Source organism: Nocardioides sp. Z43_10 (assembly GCF_059766615.1).
The window spans coordinates 230978-248085 of the sequence record NZ_JCBAJY010000003.1 but is presented as its reverse complement, the minus strand read 5'-3'; the positions used below and the strand labels follow the sequence as shown (position 1 = coordinate 248085).

Here is a 17108-nt window from a genome sequence, read left to right as displayed (position 1 = left end):
CCGGCCGGTGCTCCGGCCGGGCCCTGTCACCTGCGCGGCGGGGGCGTGAGCCAGGCACCCAGGTGGCGTCCGCGCCGGCGGCCGAGGAGGTCGCCCACGTCCCGGGGCAGGCGCCGCGCCAGCAGCGGCATCGCGCGGACGACCCACACGCTGGCCGCCATCGTCGCGGTCACCGCGCTGCGCCCGACCAGCTCGAGGTGTCGGCGCTCGTTGCCGGTCGCGTTGCGGAAGTCGGCGATCGTGCGGAAGGCGGCGGGGTCGCCGGCGCCCTGCGACCAGACGACGGCCCAGGGCGGCCGGTTCGCGGTCGGTCGCTGGTAGACGTTGCCGTCGGCGACCACGCCCAGCTGGCCCGCGGAGAAGCGCTCGGAGTAGTCCTCCACGCACAGCAGGCACAGCGCCGAGCGCCGGGCACTCGCCAGGATGTTGTTGTGCACCGCCACCGGCCCCAGCCGCCAGGTCATCGTGGGGTCGGGGAAGGGCTGGCGCGGGTCCCGCCCGATGGACTCCGGTGAGTCCGGCTGGCGCGGGTCCTGGACCAGGTTCAGGGTCCGCCCGTTCCCGACGAGCGTGTTGTTCCACAGCGCCACGTCCTGGGTGTTGTTGACCTTGATCCCGTCGCCACCGTTGCCGATGATCAGGCTGTCCGCGACGAGAGCGCGCGCGGAGATCTCCAGCGACAGCCCGTGGCGCGCGTTGTCCCGCATCGTGGTGTCGACCACCCGGATGTCGCTGGAGGACTCGTCGAACCACAGCCCGGTGCCCGCGTTGGACACCAGCGCGCTGCCCCGCACGAGCACACGGCGGCTGCGGCCGACCTTGACGCCGCCGGCCACCGGGGAGGTGTTGAAGCCCTCGGTGTTGTTGCGTCGCGACCGGAGCCGCACCACGCGCAATCCGTCGGCGTACGTCGCGCTCATCCCGAGCATGCCGTTCCTCGCGGTGGTGACGTCGCGCACCCGCACCCCTGCGGCCATCACGTGGAGCCCCGTCGTCGCGTTCTCGCGGATCACCATGTCGCGCAGGGTCACCCTGCCGGCCTCGACGGTGACGGCGCCCATCTGTGGCACCGAGGGGGCGAAGCGGCGTACGCCGAGGCCGACGACGCGGGTGCCGGCCGCCTGGATGCTGAGGGCGCGGTTGAGGACCGAGGCGCGCACCCGGTGGCCGCGCGGTGGGCTACCCAGATGGAGCACGTCCGCGGCGTCGTCGACGAAGAAGCTCCCGGGGCGCAGCTCCTGCACCGACCCGACCTGGCGCTGGGGGACCCCGTCGATCCACACCTGGTCCGGGTGGGCCGCCATCGGCCTGGCCGGGTCGATGAACGACCAGCCCTCCTCGGTGTTGTCCGGGGCACCCTCGATGTAGGTGGGACTGGAGTCGAACTCCGGCTCCCAGCCCTCGTGCGCGAACCCGTACGGCGTGCGCTGCCAGCCGCGCACGATCCGGCTGCCGTCGAGCCAGACCCGCTCTCCAGATGCTGCCCGGATCCGCAGCGGCTTCCCCCTCGGGATGTCCACCCGCTCGGGGTAGACACCGCGGCGCACGAGAATTGCCTCGCCCGGCTGCGCCCGGTCGACGGCTGCGGCGATGGTGCGCAGCGGGTCGGCCCGGGTGCCGCGGGCGTGCACGCGGCCCTGCGGGGAGACGTGCAGGGTGCGCCCCGGGCCGCCGAGCCTGGCCGTCGTGTCGGCGGCGACGACGGGTGAGCGTGGCGTGGGTGTCCAGGCTGATTCGGGTGCGCCGGCCGGCGCCTCGGGTCCGGGAGCCGAGGACAGCAGGAGGGCGGTGAGCAGCAGCGGCGAGGCCCGGATCGCGGCGCGCGGCAGCCCGGAGCGCGGCGGCTCGACCGGTGCCGCGTCACCCGGGTCAGGCATGGCCTGCGGCGGGGATGGCCCGGCGGCGCCCCGGCAGGCGCAGGCTCGGGAGGCGCCGCGCCCGGGCGACGGCGCGCTTCGCGTGCCGCCGGGCCGTCGTGTCCAGGTCCAGGGCGGCGGCCGCGGCCAGACCCACCGGCGTGGCGGCGCGGCGCACCGCGTACATCGGCGTCGCGTGCGCACCCAGCTCGCTCTTGTAGCTCTCGTCGCCGACGGTCAGGTCGAAGGTGTGCCGCCCGGCCTCGATCGCGCGCGAGACCAGCTCCTCGACGATGATCAGGCCCAGGCAGTAGTTGCGCAGCCGGGCGAAGTCGTAGCCCACCACGAGGAAGAGGTGGCGCTGCTCGTCGACCAGGTCCAGGGAGACGGCCGCCACGCTGTCGCCGACGGTGAGTGCGCTCAGCGCGACCGGCCCGCCGTGGGTGAGGCTGTCCACGGCGACCTGACGGTAGAAGGCGAAGCCGCCCGGGTCCTGCACGAGGTCGATCCCGTGGCGCTCGGCGAAGCGGTCGCGTCGGAACCGCTGCAGGTCGGCCATCAGCTCCGGGACCCGGGCCGGGTCGCTGACCTGGGTCAGCTGCACGCCTCCCTTGGGTCGCAGCCGCTTGCGCTTGCGGTCGAGGTGGCGGACGAGCTTGGGGTCGAGTGCCTGGCTGCGCCACTGCTGGTGGGTCGCGGGCAGCGAGATGGCGTGGGAGTCGTAGCGGTGCCGGCGGGTGGTGTGCGCCGAGAGCAGGCAGGCGGCCTCGTCCGGGGAGCCGGGCAGCCGCTCCAGGAGCAGGAGGTCGAAGCGGCCCAGGCACGAGCGGATCGAGTCCCGCACCTGCGGGTCGGCCAGCAGGGCGTGACGGTGCGCGCGGTGCAGGACCGGCGTGATGTAGTCGCAGACGCCGAGGTCGGCGAACTCCACGCGCCGTACGCCGCGGCGCCGGCGCGACAGCAGGGGCAGGACGCCCACCAGGACACCCTCGCAGCGCAGGGTCACCACCAGGGGGGTGGCAGCCCGGTGTGGTGCCAGGGTCCGGTAGACGGCGCCGATCCAGGTGGGGTGCTGGAAGAGGGTGGCGCCCGACTGGTCGAACAGCTCGGCGTACTCGACGGATCCGAAGTCCAGGTCGTCCTCGCGGGCGACGACGTAGCTGGGCATTGCTGCCTCCTCCTGGGGCTGTCACCAAAGGCGTGCGGAGAGCGCCGAGCCGTCGATGCACTCCAGGCGGCCGGCGCGGTTGACGGTGTGCAGCCGGCGTCCGGGCCACGGGGGCCCGGGCTCGAACCGGGTGAGCACCCGCTGCGCGAACGTGTCCTCGTCGAGCGCGGTGATCTCGGCGATGGCGAGCGCCGCGCCGTAGCCTCGCGAGCAGTCCTGCACCGGGCGGAGCAGGCGTCCCTCGCGCTGCACCACCCGCCCCGCGGGGCGGGCCGAGGCGATGTCGAGGAGCACGGGGCTGCGCCGGTGCGGCGTCCAGGGGCCGACCAGGTGCGGGGCGTGCCACAGGTGCAGGGTGTCGGACCACGAGCCGGCGTGGCGCACGGTCGCCGCCAGCCACCACCGGCCCCCGTGCTGGAACGGCGTGGCGTCGCTGGCCTCGACGCCCTCGATCAGCACCCTCTCGCGCACCCAGCGGTCCGGGAAACCCACCGCCCGGTAGAGCTCCACGGTGCCGGCTGCGGAGGTCTCCGGGATCATCCACAGCTCACCCTGGTCGGCCAGCACGTGCGGGTAGGACAGGTGCACGTCGTGGCTCAGCACCGGACGCGGCGTCGCCGGCGTGCCGCCCTCGTCGAGCTGGGTCACCGAGATGACCCCGCGCCCGATGCGGTGGTCGTAGTCCTCCACGAAGAGGTGGGTGACGCCGTCGACCAGGATCGGGAACGGGTCGGCGTAGAAGTGGTGCCCGTCGTCGGGCAGCGTCCGCCAGCCGCCCGGGAGCGCGGGGGGGAGGTCGAGCAGGTCGGGCCCGTCCACCACCCGCCAGCCGACCCTCCAGTGCGGGGTCCGGTAGAGCGCGCGATAGGCGCTGCGGACCGCCGTGCCGCCCACCACGCGCAGCGCACGCGGGACCAGCTGCTGCGCGCGCTCGCTCGGCGGCGCCGCCACCGCGGGGTCGTCCGCCGTCGCGGATCCCTCAAGCTGTGCGCTGTCCGCCTCCACGCGCAGGCGGTTGCCCAGCACGGCCTGGGTCACCAGCGTCACCACGCCGGCGAGTACGTCGTCGAGGGCCGCGGAGACGACCCCGGGACGCTCGCTGCCGGGGCGGGCCTCGGCCACCGTGGTGCCGTCGTCGGCGCGCAGCGCCACCACGGGGAACCGCCCGGCGCCGAGCGCGGGCAGCAGCGCCGCGGTGCCCGGGACGCCGTCGACCAGCAGCCGCCAGCAGGACTGGTCCGGGCGGCGCGCGGTGCCCACCAGGTCGACCGTGAGCCGGTCCCAGGGCGAGGGGTCCTGCTCGAGCACGGCCACCGGCGCCGCCGACTCGGGCGGCAGGGAGTGGGTTGCGGTCTCGGCCCCGCGGGCCGCGGTCAGGCCGTGCAGGCGCCGCTCCAACCGCACCGTGGCCGAGGACAGCGGGGCAGCCCGCCCGCTGTCGATCCAGACCACGCGGACGGTGACGCCGCCCCTGCGGACCGAGGTGACCAGGTCGCGGTGCCAGCCGGACAGATGCGCCGGATCCAGCAACAGCTCCACATGCATCGGCGCACCCTTCTCGCGTAGAGGGCCACTGTGCGGGCCGCGCCGCCCGGCGGGGGACCGCGGCGTCGGGGACACCTCAAATTGGTGATATCGCCCCGTGGGGGCCGGGTCGGGGGCTCGGGGTGGGCGAGCCTCGTCCAGGCGGCTCTCTGCGGGCCGCCCGACACCGAACCTTGGGGGGCTCAGTGACTTTCACCGATTACGTGGTCGTGCTGCAGCGGCGCTGGCGCGTCTGGGGCACCTGCCTCGCGCTCGGCCTGCTGGTGGCCGCCGCGCTCAGCATGACCGCGCAGGTGCAGTACACCGCGCAGTCGCGCTCGTTCGTCACGGTCGCCGAGCGCAGCGGGAGCCAGGGCGAGATCTTCCAGGGGTCGCAGTTCGCCGTCCAGCGGGTGCGCTCCTACGCGCCTCTGGCGGAGAGCCCGCGGGTGCTGGAGCCCGTGCTCGAGGAGTTCGACCTGGACCTCAGCACCCGACAGCTGGCCGAGAAGGTGTCGGTCTCCAGCGAGCCCGAGACGGTGCTCATCCACGTGTCGGTGACCGACCCCGACCCGGTGGTGGCCATGGAGCTGTCGAACGCGATCTCCGTGCAGATGGGGGTCGTGATCGAGGCGCTCGAGGTCGCCCAGGCCACGAACGTCTCCAACGTCCGGGTGTCCCTGGCACAGCCGGCCGAGGTGCCCGCCCAGCCCTCCTCGCCCAAGGTGCCGCTCAACCTGCTGCTCGGCCTGGTGGGCGGGCTCTCCGTCGGGTTCGTCCTGGCGGTGATCCGTCAGCACCTCGATCGCCGGGTCAAGAGCGGCGAGGACGTGCGTGAGCTGACCGGGATGTCGGCTCTGGGCACCACCGTGCGCGAGCGCCGGGCGGCGCGTCGCCCCCTGGTCACCCTGGACTGGCGCTCGGTCAGCGCCGAGCGCTACCGGACCATCCGCACCGCCCTCAAGTTCGCGACCGTCGATCGCGAGCTGGGTCACTTCGCCATCACCTCGGCCCTCGCGGGGGAGGGCAAGACCACGGTGGCCTGCAACCTGGCGGTCAGCTGGGCGCAGGGCGGAGCCTCGGTCTGCCTGGTCGAGGCGGACATGCGCCGCCCCGGAGCCGCCGCGGTCTTCGGCATCGAGGGCGTCCTGGGGCTCTCCGACGTCCTCGTCGGCGAGACCACCCTGGACAAGGTCCTGCTCCCGTGGAACCACGGCACCCTGAGCGTGCTGCCCGCCGGGTCGCTGCCGCCCGACCCGACGGCGCTGCTGGGATCCTCGGCGATGCAGTCGCTCATCTCCCACCTGCGTCAGCGCTTCGACGTGGTGATCTACGACTGCCCGCCGGTGCTCTCGGTCACCGACGTCCTCGTGCTGGGCAGGCACACCGACGGCGCGGTCCTGGTGATCGGGGCCGGCACGACCACGGGCAACCAGGTCACCCAGGCGATGGAGGCTCTGCGCAGCGCGCGGGTCCCGGTGCTCGGCACCGTCCTCAACGCCGAGCGGCTCGGTCGCGGGACGCCCGAGCACGACTACCGGTCCCGGATCTCGCTCGACAGGGTCGAGCTCTCCCCGCTCTCGACCGCCCGGCAACCCAGCCCCGCCGTCCAGAACGAGCCCGAGGTGACCGAGCCGGTTGCGGAGGCGCCGCGAGCAGCCGAGGAGCCGACAGGCGACAAGCGGGGGCCGGAGGCGGCCGCCTAGGCGGTGCCCGCCACGGCGACAGCACCGGCCGCACCGGGCGCCGGAAGTGGGGAAGCGGGGGGAAGAGACGTGAGTGGAGTTCACAGCGGACCGGGTGCCATGCCACGCCGAGACGTCCAGGGCCTGCGCGCGGTCGCGGTGCTCGCCGTGGTGGCCAACCACCTCTGGGGCTATCCCCGGGGAGGCTTCATCGGAGTCGACGTCTTCTTCGTCCTCTCCGGCTTCCTGATCACCGGGCTCCTCCTCAAGGAGCACGAGCGCGACGGGCGGATCAGCTTCACGAACTTCTACCGGCGCCGGATCAGGCGGATCGTGCCCTCCGCGACGTTGGTGATCGCCGCCACCGTGGCGGTGACGTTCTTCGCCTACAACCAGCTGCGAGGAGCGGCGGCTGCTCGAGACGGGCTCTGGGCGCTCGTCTTCAGCGCGAACTGGCACTTCGCCGCGGTCGACACCGACTACTTCCGCGACGACGGGCTCCTGTCGCCGCTGCAGCACTACTGGTCGCTCAGCGTCGAGGAGCAGTTCTACCTGTTGTGGCCGCTCGTCATCCTGGCCACCTACGCCCTTGCCCGAGGCAGGGTGCGCAACGGCCGACTGGCGCTGGGGGGCGTCGCGGGGGCGCTCACCCTCGCCTCGTTCGCCTATTCGGTGTGGCATACCTCGACCGAGCCCGTCCAGGCGTACTTCTCGACGCTGGACCGGGGGTGGGAGCTCGGTGTCGGTGCCCTCCTCGCGGTGCTCTCTCCCTACCTGAAGGAGCTCCCTGCCCGGCTCGCCTCCGGGCTCGGGATGGCGGGTCTGCTGGGCATCGCGGCGGGTCTCTTCCTGATCGGTGAGACCTCGACCTTCCCGGCGCCGTGGGCCGCGCTGCCCGTCCTCGGCACCGCCTGCGTCCTGGTCTCGGGCATGTCGCGCGAACAGACCTACCTGCGCCCGATCGTCAACCCCGTCGCTGGATACGTGGGCGACATCTCCTACTCGCTGTACCTGTGGCACTTCCCCGTGATCATCCTCCTGCAGGCGTTCTACCCCCGGGGCGGTTTGCAGTACCAGCTGCTCGCGTGCATCGCCATCGTCATGCTGTCGGTGCTGAGCTACCACCTGGTGGAGGACCCGATCCGTCGGTCGAGTTGGTTGGAGCCGGGGATGCTGGCCCGGCGCCGGGAGCGCCACCTGCGCTCTCCGCTGTTCGAGAACCGGCTTCCCCTGCACGTGCAGAACCTCGTGCTCGGCTGCCTGGTCGTCACCTGCCTGCTGGCCGTGGGTCTGGCCCTCCAACCGACCCGTGCCCCGGAGCCGACGCGCTTCGAGCAGCTGCAGTCCGCGCCGCTCGAGGCGACCGACTCGGCCGTGTCTGCCGACTCGGAGACCGGCGCGGCACCGGTCTCGCCGGAACTTCGCGCGCAGCAGGAGGCCGTGGTGAGCGCGCTCCAGGCGACCGCCTTCCCCGACCTGGACCCGGCCGTGGAGGACCTGGGGCTGGCGAACTGGGTCGACCGGCTCACCGCGGAGGGCTGCGCGAACGTCGACGCCGGGACCCTGGCGAAGTGCCGCTTCGGTGACGAGGGCGCCACGAAGACGGTCGTCGTGCTGGGCGACTCCTACGCCATCTCCTGGATGCCCGGCATCCGGAAGGCGCTGGTGCCGCGTGGCTTCGCGGTCCAACAGCTCACGATGGGCCAGTGCCCGGTGTGGAACGCCCCGGTGGTCGCCGACGGAAAGCGGTTCGTCGAGTGCGAGCGGCACCGCGACTTCGCCGTCCAGGCGGTCCAGCGGATGACGCCCGACCTGCTGGTGCTGGCCTCGTCGCAGAACGACCTGGAGAACCTGTACTCCGAGAACACCGGGTCCGCCGCCCAGCAGGAGGTGCAGTCCGCGATGACAGACACCCTCCGCAGGCTCGAGGGGGCGGCGGGGCGGACGGTGGTCCTCGCACCGCCCCCCAACGCCGGCAACCTGGAGCTGTGCATGACCCGGGGCGCTGCCCCCGACGACTGCGTCTCCGCGATCGGCGAGGCCTGGTCGCTGATGGCGCAGGCGGAGCAGACCGCCGCCGACCTCGCGAAGGTCCAGTACATCGACACCTCGGCGTGGTTCTGCGCCGCCGGCCTGTGTCCGGCCTTCACCGGGAACCAGCCGGTCCGCGCGGACGGCTCGCACCTGACCTGGGAGTACTCCGAGCACCTGGCGCCCCTGCTGGCGCAGAGCCTGCTGGGCGGCGCCGCGCCCGCTGCCTGAGGGACGCGGCGCCGGGCGTCAGGGGCGCGGTCCGGGCTGCTGGGCGAGGGCCGTGAACGCCGCCATCGTCTCGGCGAACTGAGTGACCGGGGGCTGGGCGAGCCGGAGCACCAGACGGTGCCGGACTCGGTGATCGAGATGCGCATCGGGCACGTCATGCCCCTGGATCTCCAGGGGCCGCCACGGCGCGGAGAGCGTCAGCTGACGCTCGGTGCGGACCTGGTCGCCGAGGCCGCGCTGGGCATCGAGCTGTACGACGAACTCGCGCAGTCGGCGCTCGACGCCCTCGGGGAGGGCCTGAGACAGCGCGGTGGGCTCGCCTGAGGGGAGCCGAGGAAGCTCGCCGTGCAGCTGCGCGGCGAGCTGCCCGGCCTCACGGACCGTGAAGACGCGCGAGTGTGACTGGGGGAACATCCGGACCACCCCTGCGCGCGCGTGCCGATCGGCGGTGAGGGTGAGATCGGCACCCGCCAAGGCTGCCGGGGTGGCCAGCGTCGCGCGGTGCTCGGAGAGCCCGTGCCGGGTCTCGTGGGCCCGATCGAGCAGGCGTGCGATCTCGGCGCACGCCAGGTCCCCGGGGATCGCATCGAGGCCGCACGTCCGGATCTGGAGGTGGTGGCGCACGAGATGGCCGCGCAGAGCCCTGTCCAGCAGGACAGCGGTGAGCGGCGAACGACAGACGTTGGCCGAGCACACGATCATCACGGTGAAGGTCATCGGGGGGCTCCCTCGTCGGCGGGTACCTGCACTGCAAAGGCGAAGCACAAGAAGGTGATGAAGGCGGCGGAGGCGTCGAACAGCCCGCTCTCCAGCACGCTGACGAGCACCAGCAGCACCAGCGTCACCACGCCCAGGGACCGCCAGGGCGCCTGGGTGGTGGCGGCCTTGGCCAGGGTGATCAGCACGAGCAGCACCAGCACCGCGGTGCCCAGCCAGCCGGCCTGCACCAGGGCCGAGACCCAGGTGCTGTCGAGGATCTGCTCGTTGCGGTACATGGCCGAGACGGGGATCTTCTTCACCGACAGCCCGACGCCGAGCATCTCCTGCGCCGCGGTGTCGGGGTAGTCCAGAGCCGCGCGCCACGCGATGGTCCGCGAGTTCAGCGTCAGCATGCTGCTGGTGTCGCCACGGGTGAGGTACTGGCTGAGCACCGGCGTGTAGACGGCGATCGCCAGGCCCGTGGGGACGGCCAGCACACCGAGGGAGAAGACGTAGGCCGGGAGGCGCGCGGCCAGCAGCACGAGCAGGACGGTCGCCAGCAGGAGCGCCGCCAGCCCGGTGCGGGTCCCGGTGGCCCAGACGACCGCGAGCAGGATCGGCAGCGCAGCGACGTCGCGCGAGTTGGCCACTCCCACGATGCAACGCCAGACCAGGCACAGGAACGGGATGCTGACCAGCAGCGCGATCTCGTTGGCGTTGACCGGTGGGATCCCTCCGTAGAGGCGGCCCTCGCTGGCCAGCGAGCCGATGCCGGTGACGGAGGTGAAGCCCGCCAGCAGCAGCATGGCCGTCATCAGCGTGCTCAGCACCTGCACGCTGAGATAGCGGGAGAAGACGAGCACGAGCGTCGCGATGATCAGGAAGCTGCGCGCGATCAGGACGCCGGTGGCCAGGCCGTTGCCGTCCAGCACGGCGCCCAGGCCGGTGATCAGGAGGTAGGCGCCGAGCCAGGGCAGCGGCCCCACGGGGAACCGGTCCCAGGGCGTCCCGCGCCGGGGCGCGGTGAAGGCCAGGATGATGGCGACGACGTTCAGCGCCGCCTTCATCACCACCACGCCGTCCATGCCGCCGGAGTAGTAGGTGCCCTTGCGCCAGGCGACGGTGGAGAGCAGCAGGAGCAGGAAGATCAGCAGCAGCCGGAACGGCGACCGGCCCAGCGGGGCGAGGGACGCCGCCAGGCGCAGGTCGCGCTCGCGGCTCGCCCCGACGTCGGGCGGGGAGTCGAGGGTGGAGGTCATCGCGGCGCACCCGCCAGCCCGGAAGCGCCGGCCGTGGAGCTCGAGTCGGCCCGGGACTCCTCGACGAGCCCGGTCAGCAGGCGGCGACACCACCACCCGCCGACGAACGAGCCGACGCACAGCAACCAGGGCATCGACCAGGCGGGCGTGCCTACCGCCAACAGCAGCGCGGCGACCAGGAGCAGCGAGAGGCACGAATCGATCACCCGGACCAGCAGCACCTGCGCCTGCTGGCCTCGCACCGCGGCGAGACTGCCGTAGGGCAGGACCGCGGCACAGGACGCGGCGTACGCCGTCCAGCCCAGCACCGCAGGCACCTCGAGGGGGAACCGGCCACCGGTCAGCAGCGGGCCGAGCACGCCACTGGCGGCGACGGCCGCCAGCCCGCAGAGGGTGGCGGCGACCAGCATCACCGCGGCGGCCCGGTCGGCCCGGCCCAGCAACGCGTCGAGCGGTCGGTCCCGGTCGGCGGCGTAGGAGGAGAACAGGTAGGAGCCGATGCCCTGCACCAGCAGCAGGGCCGGCGCCACGAACACCCGGGCCGCCTCCAGCTCGCCCACCGCCGCCTGGCCGGCGGCGAGCAGCACCAGCCACCGGGCCGCGTTGAGCGCCGTCGGGCGCACGAACTGCTGGGTGGCCCGCCACACGCCGAAGCCGAGCACGGCCCGCCAGGCGGGCGGGCCGTGCCCGAGGGCGCGCTCGCGGCGGGGCAGGAGCAGGCCGGCCACCAGACAGGCGCTCAGCTGGCCCAGCATCAGTGCTGTCAGGAAGGCCGCCAGGCTCAGCGAGGCGACGTACGCGGCCCCGGCCAGCACCGCGAGGCTGACCAGCAGCCCGGTGCCGTCGACCAGGACCAGACACCCGAAGCGCAGGTCCGCCATCAGCAGCCGGCGCAGCAGGTCGGCCACCATGAAGGCCGCGGTGGCGCCCGCGAACGCGAGAGCCGCCGCGGCGGGCAACCCGGTCCCGAGCACGACGACGGTGCCGCCGGTGACGGTGGCCGCCGCGACGGTGAGGGCGGCGATCCGCACCAGGGCGGCGCGCACCGCCGGATCGTCGCGGTCCAGGACGGTCAGGCTGTCCCCGACGAGCCCGGTGGACAGCGCGGTGAACATCACGGTCGCACCGAACAGCAGGGCGTACTGGCCGAGCCCGGCGGCACCGAGCTCGCGCGCCGCGAGCAGCTGCAGGGCGAGGCTGCTGCCCGCCAGGGTCACCTGCGCGGCCAGCGCAGCGACCGGCCGGGGCAGCCGCCGCCCGAGCGCGACCGCGGAGTGGGTCACGAGGGGGCGCTCCGCCCGCTGCGGCCCCGGCCGGTACGACGCCCCGAGACACGCCGGCGACTCGAGTGTCCCCGCCGCAGCCGGACCAGGAGCCCCTCGTAGCCCTCGGCGACGCTCGACCACCGGTAGCGCTCGGCGGCGCGAGCACGCAGCCGGGCACCGCGGGCGGCCAGCTCGTCGGGCACGGTCTCGGCCTTCTCCAGCAGCTCGGCGACGTCGGCCGGCACGGCGAAGAACAACCCGTCCTCGCCGAGCACCTCCCGGTTGAAGTCCACGTCGTAGGCGACGACGGCGGCGCCGGCGCCCATCGCCCGCAGCAGCGACGGGTTGGTGCCGCCCACCGAGTGGCCGTGCAGGTAGGTGACGGCGTTGGCGTAGAGCTCGTCGAGCTCGTCCTGGTCCCAGACGGCGCCGACCAGCCGGATCCGGGGGTCGTCCCCGGCGCGCTCGCGCACGTGCGCGGTGTAGCGGTCCGCGTACGGCGCCGAGCCCACCACCACCAGGGGCAGCCGGGCCCCGGAGTCGCGGAAGCCTGCGACGATCTCGGCCACGTGGTTCTCCGGCTCGAAGCGGGCGACCACGAGGTGGTAGCCGCCCGGGGACAGCCCCAGCCGGGAGAGCCGGGTCGCGCCGGGCTCGGACTGGATGGGGGCGCCGTAGGTGAGCAGCTCGGTGCCGGCGCCGAACTCGCGGCGGTAGTAGTCCGCGATGCCCTGGGCGTCGGCGATGAGCGCGTCGCCCCAACGCACGGCGAACGCCTCCGCCAGCCGGTAGTACAGCCGCCCGGTGGGGCCCCACTTGGCGCGCTTCCACTCCAGGCCGTCGACGTGCACGGCCGTCGGCACCCGGCGCAGGCGCAGGATCGGCAGCAGCGGCGCGTTGGCCGCGTTGAACACGATCGCTGTGTCCTGGCGGGGCGAGACGAGCAGGTGCAGCAGCGAGAGCGCGGTGTGGCTCAGGGTCTCCAGGGCACGACCGCGCAGCGCGGGCAGGTGCACCAGCCGCATCCCGAGGTACTCGGGCACCGGCTCGTCGGCGCCCCGGCAGTAGACCGTGACGTCGTGGCCCTGCGCGGCCAGTCGCTGGCCGATCTCCTCGATGGCCGTCTCGAAGCCGCCGTACCTGGCCGGCACGCCCCGGGTCCCCAGCATCGCGATTCGCATGTGCGCCTCCTCAGGCGGTGAGTGCGTTCAGCTCGCGCCACCACTTGCGCAGGGCGAGAGCGAGCAGGACGGCGTTGAGGGCGAAGAGCAGGGTGTAGGCGGACAGGAACAGCGTCGGCCAGCCGAGGAGGACGAACATCCAGCAGAAGACGCCGTAGTCGCTGGGCAGGATCAGCCAGCGACGCCAGGGGCTCTCGACGCTCTCGGCGGCGTGCTTGGGGCGCTCGGCGGACACGTACCGCGCCCGCAGGAACGGGAGCATGATGATGCCGAAGAAGCAGACGATGTCGACCACCTCGAAGGCGATCGGGACGAGCAGCGCCGCGTCGTCCTCCACCGGTGGGTGGCGGTACCAGGCCACCAGCACCGCCAGGTGCAGGGCGCTGGTCTTGGCGCAGTCGACGGTGTGGTCGAGCCACTCGCCGGCGACCGAGCCCCCTCCGCGCAGCCGCGCCAGCTGTCCGTCGACGGAGTCCATCACGTAGCCCCCGGCGAGCAGCACAGCGACCGTGAAGCCCACCCACACCGAGGCCGGCCCCGCCGCGAGCAGCAGCAGGGCGCTCGCGCTCAGCACGGCGCTGAGGGCGGTGGCCTGGTTCGGCGACATGCCGATGAGGTGGGCTGACGCGGCGACGCGGCGACCGGCGGGCCGGTTCAGGTGCCGGGAGTACGCCGCGGTTCCCCGCGCGGGCTTCTGCGCCCTCTCCAGCGCGCCCAGGTGGTCGCGGTAGCCCAGCCGGACCGGCTCGGCCAGCGTCGTGTCACCCATCGATCCCCCTGCTCCAGCCAACGGCGTTGCGGTGGAACGTAGGCCGAGCCGCGAGGCCCGACGCCGGCCTCGGGGGGAAGTAGACAAATTTGGGGGTCCTCTGACCGCCGGGGCCTCGGCCGCGGCCTCCGTCCCTAGCGTCGGGAGCGTGAACGCACCGTCTCCCGGCCCCACCGTCCTGGTCGCGAACCCGACCGCGGACCTCTACGGCTCCGACCTGCAGATGCTCGAGAGCGTCGCCGGCCTCCGCGCCCACGGCTGGCGCGTGGTGGTGGCGGTGCCCGATGCCGGGCCGCTGGTGGCGAGGCTGGAGGAGCTGGGCGCCGAGGTCCGGGTGCTCGGCTTCCCGGTGCTGCGTCGCGCCGAGGCCACCCCCGCCGGCCTCGCGCAGATGGCGCGACGCGCCTGGGGGGTCGTCCGGTCGCTGCGCGAGCTGGTGCACCGCGAGAGCGCGATCCTGGTCTACGTCAACACGATCACCGTGCCCTGGTGGCTGGCAGCCGCGCGCAGCGCGGGAGTGCCTTCGCTGTGCCACCTGCACGAGGCGGAGGCGAAGGACGCCCGGGTGGTCCGCCAGCTGCTGGCGGCACCGCTGCGGATGGCGGACCTGCTGGTGGTCAACAGCGAGTCGACGCGGACCGTGCTGAGCGGGGTGGACCCGGTCCTGGGGCGGCGCGCCCGGCTCGTCTACAACGGCGTCGCGCTGCCGCGGGCGTGCCCGGGGCCCACCCAGGCCTCGCCCTCGCCGAGGCTGCTCGTGCTGGGTCGTCTGTCGCCGCGCAAGGCTCCGCACGTGGCGCTGGAGGCGGCGGGACTGCTGCGCCGGCAGGGGCGCGACGTCGAGCTCGAGCTGTGTGGGACGGCCGCGCCCGGCACGGGGGACTACGTCGCGGGTCTGCGCGCTCGCGCGGCCCAGCCGGACCTGCGCGGGTCGGTGACCTTCTCCGGCTACGTCTCGCCGGTGTGGCCGGCGCTGGAGCGTGCACACGTCGTGCTGGCGCCGTCGCTGGGGGAGTCGTTCGGCAACGCCACGGTGGAGGCCCAGGGCGCGCTGCGGCCGGTGGTGGCCACGGCCGTCCAGGGCCACCTCGAGACCATCGAGGACGGGGTCTCCGGACTGCTCGTGCCCACCCTGGACGCGCCGGCGATGGCGGCGGCGGTGACCCGGCTGCTCGACGATCCCGCGCAGGCCGTCGGCATCGCCGCGGCGGGACGGGAGCGGGCGGTCGCCCGGTTCGGGGCGGAGCGCTACCGCAGCGAGATCCACCAGGTCGTCTCCGGCCTGTCCGGCGACCGGGCCTCGACCCGGGTGACCCTGACCGACCTGCGCTAGCTCCGTGCGGCTAGCGCTGTGCGGCTAGTTCCGTGCCGCTAGTTCTGTGCGCTGGCCGGGCGCAGCTCGCCCTCGAGCAGCTCGAGGGCCCGGCGCAGCCGGGTGCTCGAGGTGTGCACGGTGTAGGGGAAGTAGACGACCTCGACGCCGACCCCGGCGAAGTCTCGCTCCAGGCGGTCACCCTTGGGGGTGCCGCGCCAGTCGTCGCCCTTGAAGATGCGGTCGAAGCGCAGCAGCCGCCAGGTCTCGACCTTGCTCGCGAGGGTCTCGGCGTGCACCTCGTCGACCACGTCGATGTGGCTGACGATCTCCAGCCGCTCCGCGAGCGAGACGACCGGGCGCACCCCCTTCACCTGCGCGCACAGCTCGTCGGAGACCACTCCGGCGATCAGGTGGTCGCACATGCTGCGCGCGTGCCGCAGCACGTTGAGGTGCCCGACATGGAAGAGGTCGTACGCCCCCGGTGCGTAGCCAACGATCTTGCTCATCCACGGTCCCCTGTACTTCTCGACGGTGCTGCTCGACGACGCGGGGGCGCACCTCCCGCGGACCAGATCGTCGAACGCCGGGGAGGGGGCGCACGGGCGGGGCGGGGCAAGTTACCCGGTAGTGGGGAGGAGTGGCGCCGGGGCCGCGGGGAGGGCACAGTGGCGCGATGACCTCCTTCGTGTCGCACACCACCTTCGACTGCGCCAACGCCTACGAGCTCTCCGAGTGGTGGAAGCCGGTGTTGGGGTACGCCGACGACGAGGGGGACCCCAATCTGCCCGGCCACGAGGAGTGCGCGATCCGCGACCCGGAGTCCGGCCACGCGCTGTGGTTCATCGAGGTGCCCGAGCCGAAGGCGGTCAAGAACCGCCTGCACCTCGACCTGCGCCCGCGGCACGGCACCCGCGACGACGAGGTGGTCCGGCTGCTCGCACTCGGTGCCGACCAGGTCGCGGACATGCGCGGCATCCACGGCCCGGGCACCGGCTGGGTGGTGCTCGCCGACCCCGAGGGCAACGAGTTCTGCATCCTGCGCTCACCCGCCGAGATCGCCGAGGGCGCCGAGATCGCCGAGGCGACCCAGGAGGCGTGAGCCCCCGGCTCAGCGCAGCCGGACCCGCAGCACCGGACTGTTCGGACCCTCGCTGCCGCGCAGCAGCGCACGGCCGTTGCGCGTGAACTCGATCGACTCGCCCTGGGGGACATGGGGGAGCGCGAAGCGCCGCGTGATCGGGCCGGCCGCGGTGCGCTTGAGGTAGGCCGTGTCGTAGTCGGTCATCACCAGGCGCCGCCCGTTCGGGCTGAACGCCGCCGCGGTGATGGACGCGGGTGCCGCGGACACCCGGCGCAGCACGTTGGGCTCCGAGCGCGACAGCCTGCGCGGTGCCCGGTAGACCGCGCCGCGCCGTTGCTGCTTGGAGACCACGAACACGCGGCCGGTGCGCGGATGGACCGCCAGCGCCTCCGCGTCGTGCGGTCCGTCGGGATAGACCAGGGGGAAGCGCGTCCAGCGCACCCTGCTCGGGCGCAGTCCGCGCGTCTCGGTGATCCGGTAGACCCAGATCCGGCGCCGATCGAAGTCGTTGTCGCCGATGTCGCCGATCCACAGCGTGTGCCCGGGCCCGGTGGAGACGTCCTCCCAGTCCACCGGACGAGCGCCCCTCAGCCGCAGCACGGCGCGGGTGGACCCGGAGCGGCCCACCGCGAAGAGCACCGGCGTCCCGTCGTTGTCGTTGTGGGTGAACAGCAGCGGGCGCGCGAAGGTGCTGCGCGCCAGCCCGCTGGACTCCATGATCCGCGGGTCCCTCAGGTGGCGATCCACCACCGCCCGGCCGGCGGCGGCTCGCGCCTCGCCGTCCGGTCGGGCCGCCGTGCCCTGCGCGAGCCCGGCCGGGACGCTCGCACCGAGCCAGGTCGCCAGGACCAGGGCCGTGATCTCGACAGCGTGCCGCGGGGACATGGCGGGAACCTAGGGCGGCGCCGGGGGCTCACCCGGGCCGTGCACGGCGGATACCCAAGTCGGGTGACGGCCTCCGGGCGGTGGCGCCGGGCCGACCTAGACTGGTTCCACACCCCCTGGCACACCTGGCCGGGGGGCGCTCGTGATGCGCACTCCTGG

The 17108-nt window shown here is 73.6% G+C and carries 14 protein-coding genes; 4 read left to right on the top strand and 10 right to left on the bottom strand.

What is annotated here, in order from left to right:
* Nucleotides 1-26: 26 nt before the first annotated feature.
* Genes AC6EI4_RS07395 through AC6EI4_RS07385 form a run of 3 tightly spaced genes read right to left on the bottom strand, consistent with a single transcriptional unit; the run spans nucleotide 27 to nucleotide 4569 of the window.
* The gene (locus AC6EI4_RS07395; RefSeq protein WP_498451066.1) at nucleotides 27-1877 is read right to left on the bottom strand and encodes a right-handed parallel beta-helix repeat-containing protein; all 1851 of its coding nucleotides are present in this window, start codon (nucleotides 1875-1877) and stop codon (nucleotides 27-29) included.
* A complete protein-coding gene (locus tag AC6EI4_RS07390; protein ID WP_498451065.1) occupies nucleotides 1870-3024 on the bottom strand; it encodes a GNAT family N-acetyltransferase in 1155 nt (384 codons plus the stop codon). The genes AC6EI4_RS07395 and AC6EI4_RS07390 overlap by 8 nt, the downstream gene beginning before the upstream one ends.
* Nucleotides 3025-3045: 21 nt before the next feature.
* Nucleotides 3046-4569, bottom strand: a complete 1524-nt coding sequence (locus AC6EI4_RS07385) for a glucosamine inositolphosphorylceramide transferase family protein (RefSeq protein ID WP_498451064.1) — start codon at nucleotides 4567-4569, stop codon at nucleotides 3046-3048.
* 185 nt (nucleotides 4570-4754) lie between these two features.
* On the opposite strand from AC6EI4_RS07385, the gene AC6EI4_RS07380 reads away from it, so the two are divergent.
* Both AC6EI4_RS07380 and AC6EI4_RS07375 read left to right on the top strand, forming a co-directional pair.
* Nucleotides 4755-6254 (top strand): tyrosine-protein kinase domain-containing protein, encoded by a 1500-nt coding sequence (locus AC6EI4_RS07380; RefSeq protein ID WP_498421234.1) that lies wholly within the window; start codon nucleotides 4755-4757, stop codon nucleotides 6252-6254.
* A gap of 99 nt (nucleotides 6255-6353) precedes the next feature.
* Nucleotides 6354-8495 (top strand): acyltransferase family protein, encoded by a 2142-nt coding sequence (locus tag AC6EI4_RS07375; protein WP_498451063.1) that lies wholly within the window; start codon nucleotides 6354-6356, stop codon nucleotides 8493-8495.
* Between the two features lie 18 nt (nucleotides 8496-8513).
* On the opposite strand, the gene AC6EI4_RS07370 is transcribed toward AC6EI4_RS07375, so the two are convergent.
* From AC6EI4_RS07370 to AC6EI4_RS07350, 5 genes are read right to left on the bottom strand one after another with little or no spacing between them, the layout of a single operon-like run.
* A complete protein-coding gene (locus tag AC6EI4_RS07370; protein WP_498451062.1) occupies nucleotides 8514-9212 on the bottom strand; it encodes an arsenate reductase/protein-tyrosine-phosphatase family protein in 699 nt (232 codons plus the stop codon).
* Complete coding sequence (locus AC6EI4_RS07365; protein WP_498451061.1) at nucleotides 9209-10453, bottom strand: hypothetical protein; 1245 nt, start codon at nucleotides 10451-10453, stop codon at nucleotides 9209-9211. Before AC6EI4_RS07365 ends, AC6EI4_RS07370 begins: the two co-directional genes overlap by 4 nt.
* Nucleotides 10450-11736 carry a polysaccharide biosynthesis protein gene (locus tag AC6EI4_RS07360; protein ID WP_498451060.1) on the bottom strand — a complete coding sequence of 429 codons (1287 nt, stop codon included), beginning with the start codon at nucleotides 11734-11736 and terminating at the stop codon, nucleotides 10450-10452. The genes AC6EI4_RS07365 and AC6EI4_RS07360 overlap by 4 nt, the downstream gene beginning before the upstream one ends.
* A complete protein-coding gene (locus AC6EI4_RS07355; RefSeq protein WP_498451059.1) occupies nucleotides 11733-12899 on the bottom strand; it encodes a DUF1972 domain-containing protein in 1167 nt (388 codons plus the stop codon). Before AC6EI4_RS07355 ends, AC6EI4_RS07360 begins: the two co-directional genes overlap by 4 nt.
* A 10-nt stretch (nucleotides 12900-12909) precedes the next feature.
* Nucleotides 12910-13668 (bottom strand): CDP-alcohol phosphatidyltransferase family protein, encoded by a 759-nt coding sequence (locus AC6EI4_RS07350; RefSeq protein WP_498451058.1) that lies wholly within the window; start codon nucleotides 13666-13668, stop codon nucleotides 12910-12912.
* A gap of 148 nt (nucleotides 13669-13816) precedes the next feature.
* Here AC6EI4_RS07350 and AC6EI4_RS07345 point away from each other — a divergent pair, with 148 nt between their 5' ends.
* On the top strand, nucleotides 13817-15001 hold the full coding sequence (locus AC6EI4_RS07345; RefSeq protein WP_498421248.1) for a glycosyltransferase family 4 protein: 1185 nt from the start codon (nucleotides 13817-13819) through the stop codon (nucleotides 14999-15001).
* 38 nt (nucleotides 15002-15039) lie between these two features.
* Here AC6EI4_RS07345 and AC6EI4_RS07340 read toward each other — a convergent pair whose 3' ends face one another.
* A complete protein-coding gene (locus AC6EI4_RS07340; RefSeq protein ID WP_498421249.1) occupies nucleotides 15040-15489 on the bottom strand; it encodes an FAD synthase family protein in 450 nt (149 codons plus the stop codon).
* Between the two features lie 167 nt (nucleotides 15490-15656).
* Here AC6EI4_RS07340 and AC6EI4_RS07335 point away from each other — a divergent pair, with 167 nt between their 5' ends.
* Nucleotides 15657-16082 (top strand): VOC family protein, encoded by a 426-nt coding sequence (locus tag AC6EI4_RS07335; protein WP_498421250.1) that lies wholly within the window; start codon nucleotides 15657-15659, stop codon nucleotides 16080-16082.
* Between the two features lie 9 nt (nucleotides 16083-16091).
* Here the strand turns inward: AC6EI4_RS07335 and AC6EI4_RS07330 are convergent, their stop codons facing one another.
* Nucleotides 16092-16949: a hypothetical protein gene (locus AC6EI4_RS07330; RefSeq protein ID WP_498451057.1), complete on the bottom strand. Its 858-nt coding sequence runs from the start codon at nucleotides 16947-16949 to the stop codon at nucleotides 16092-16094.
* Between the last annotated feature and the right edge of the window lie 159 nt (nucleotides 16950-17108).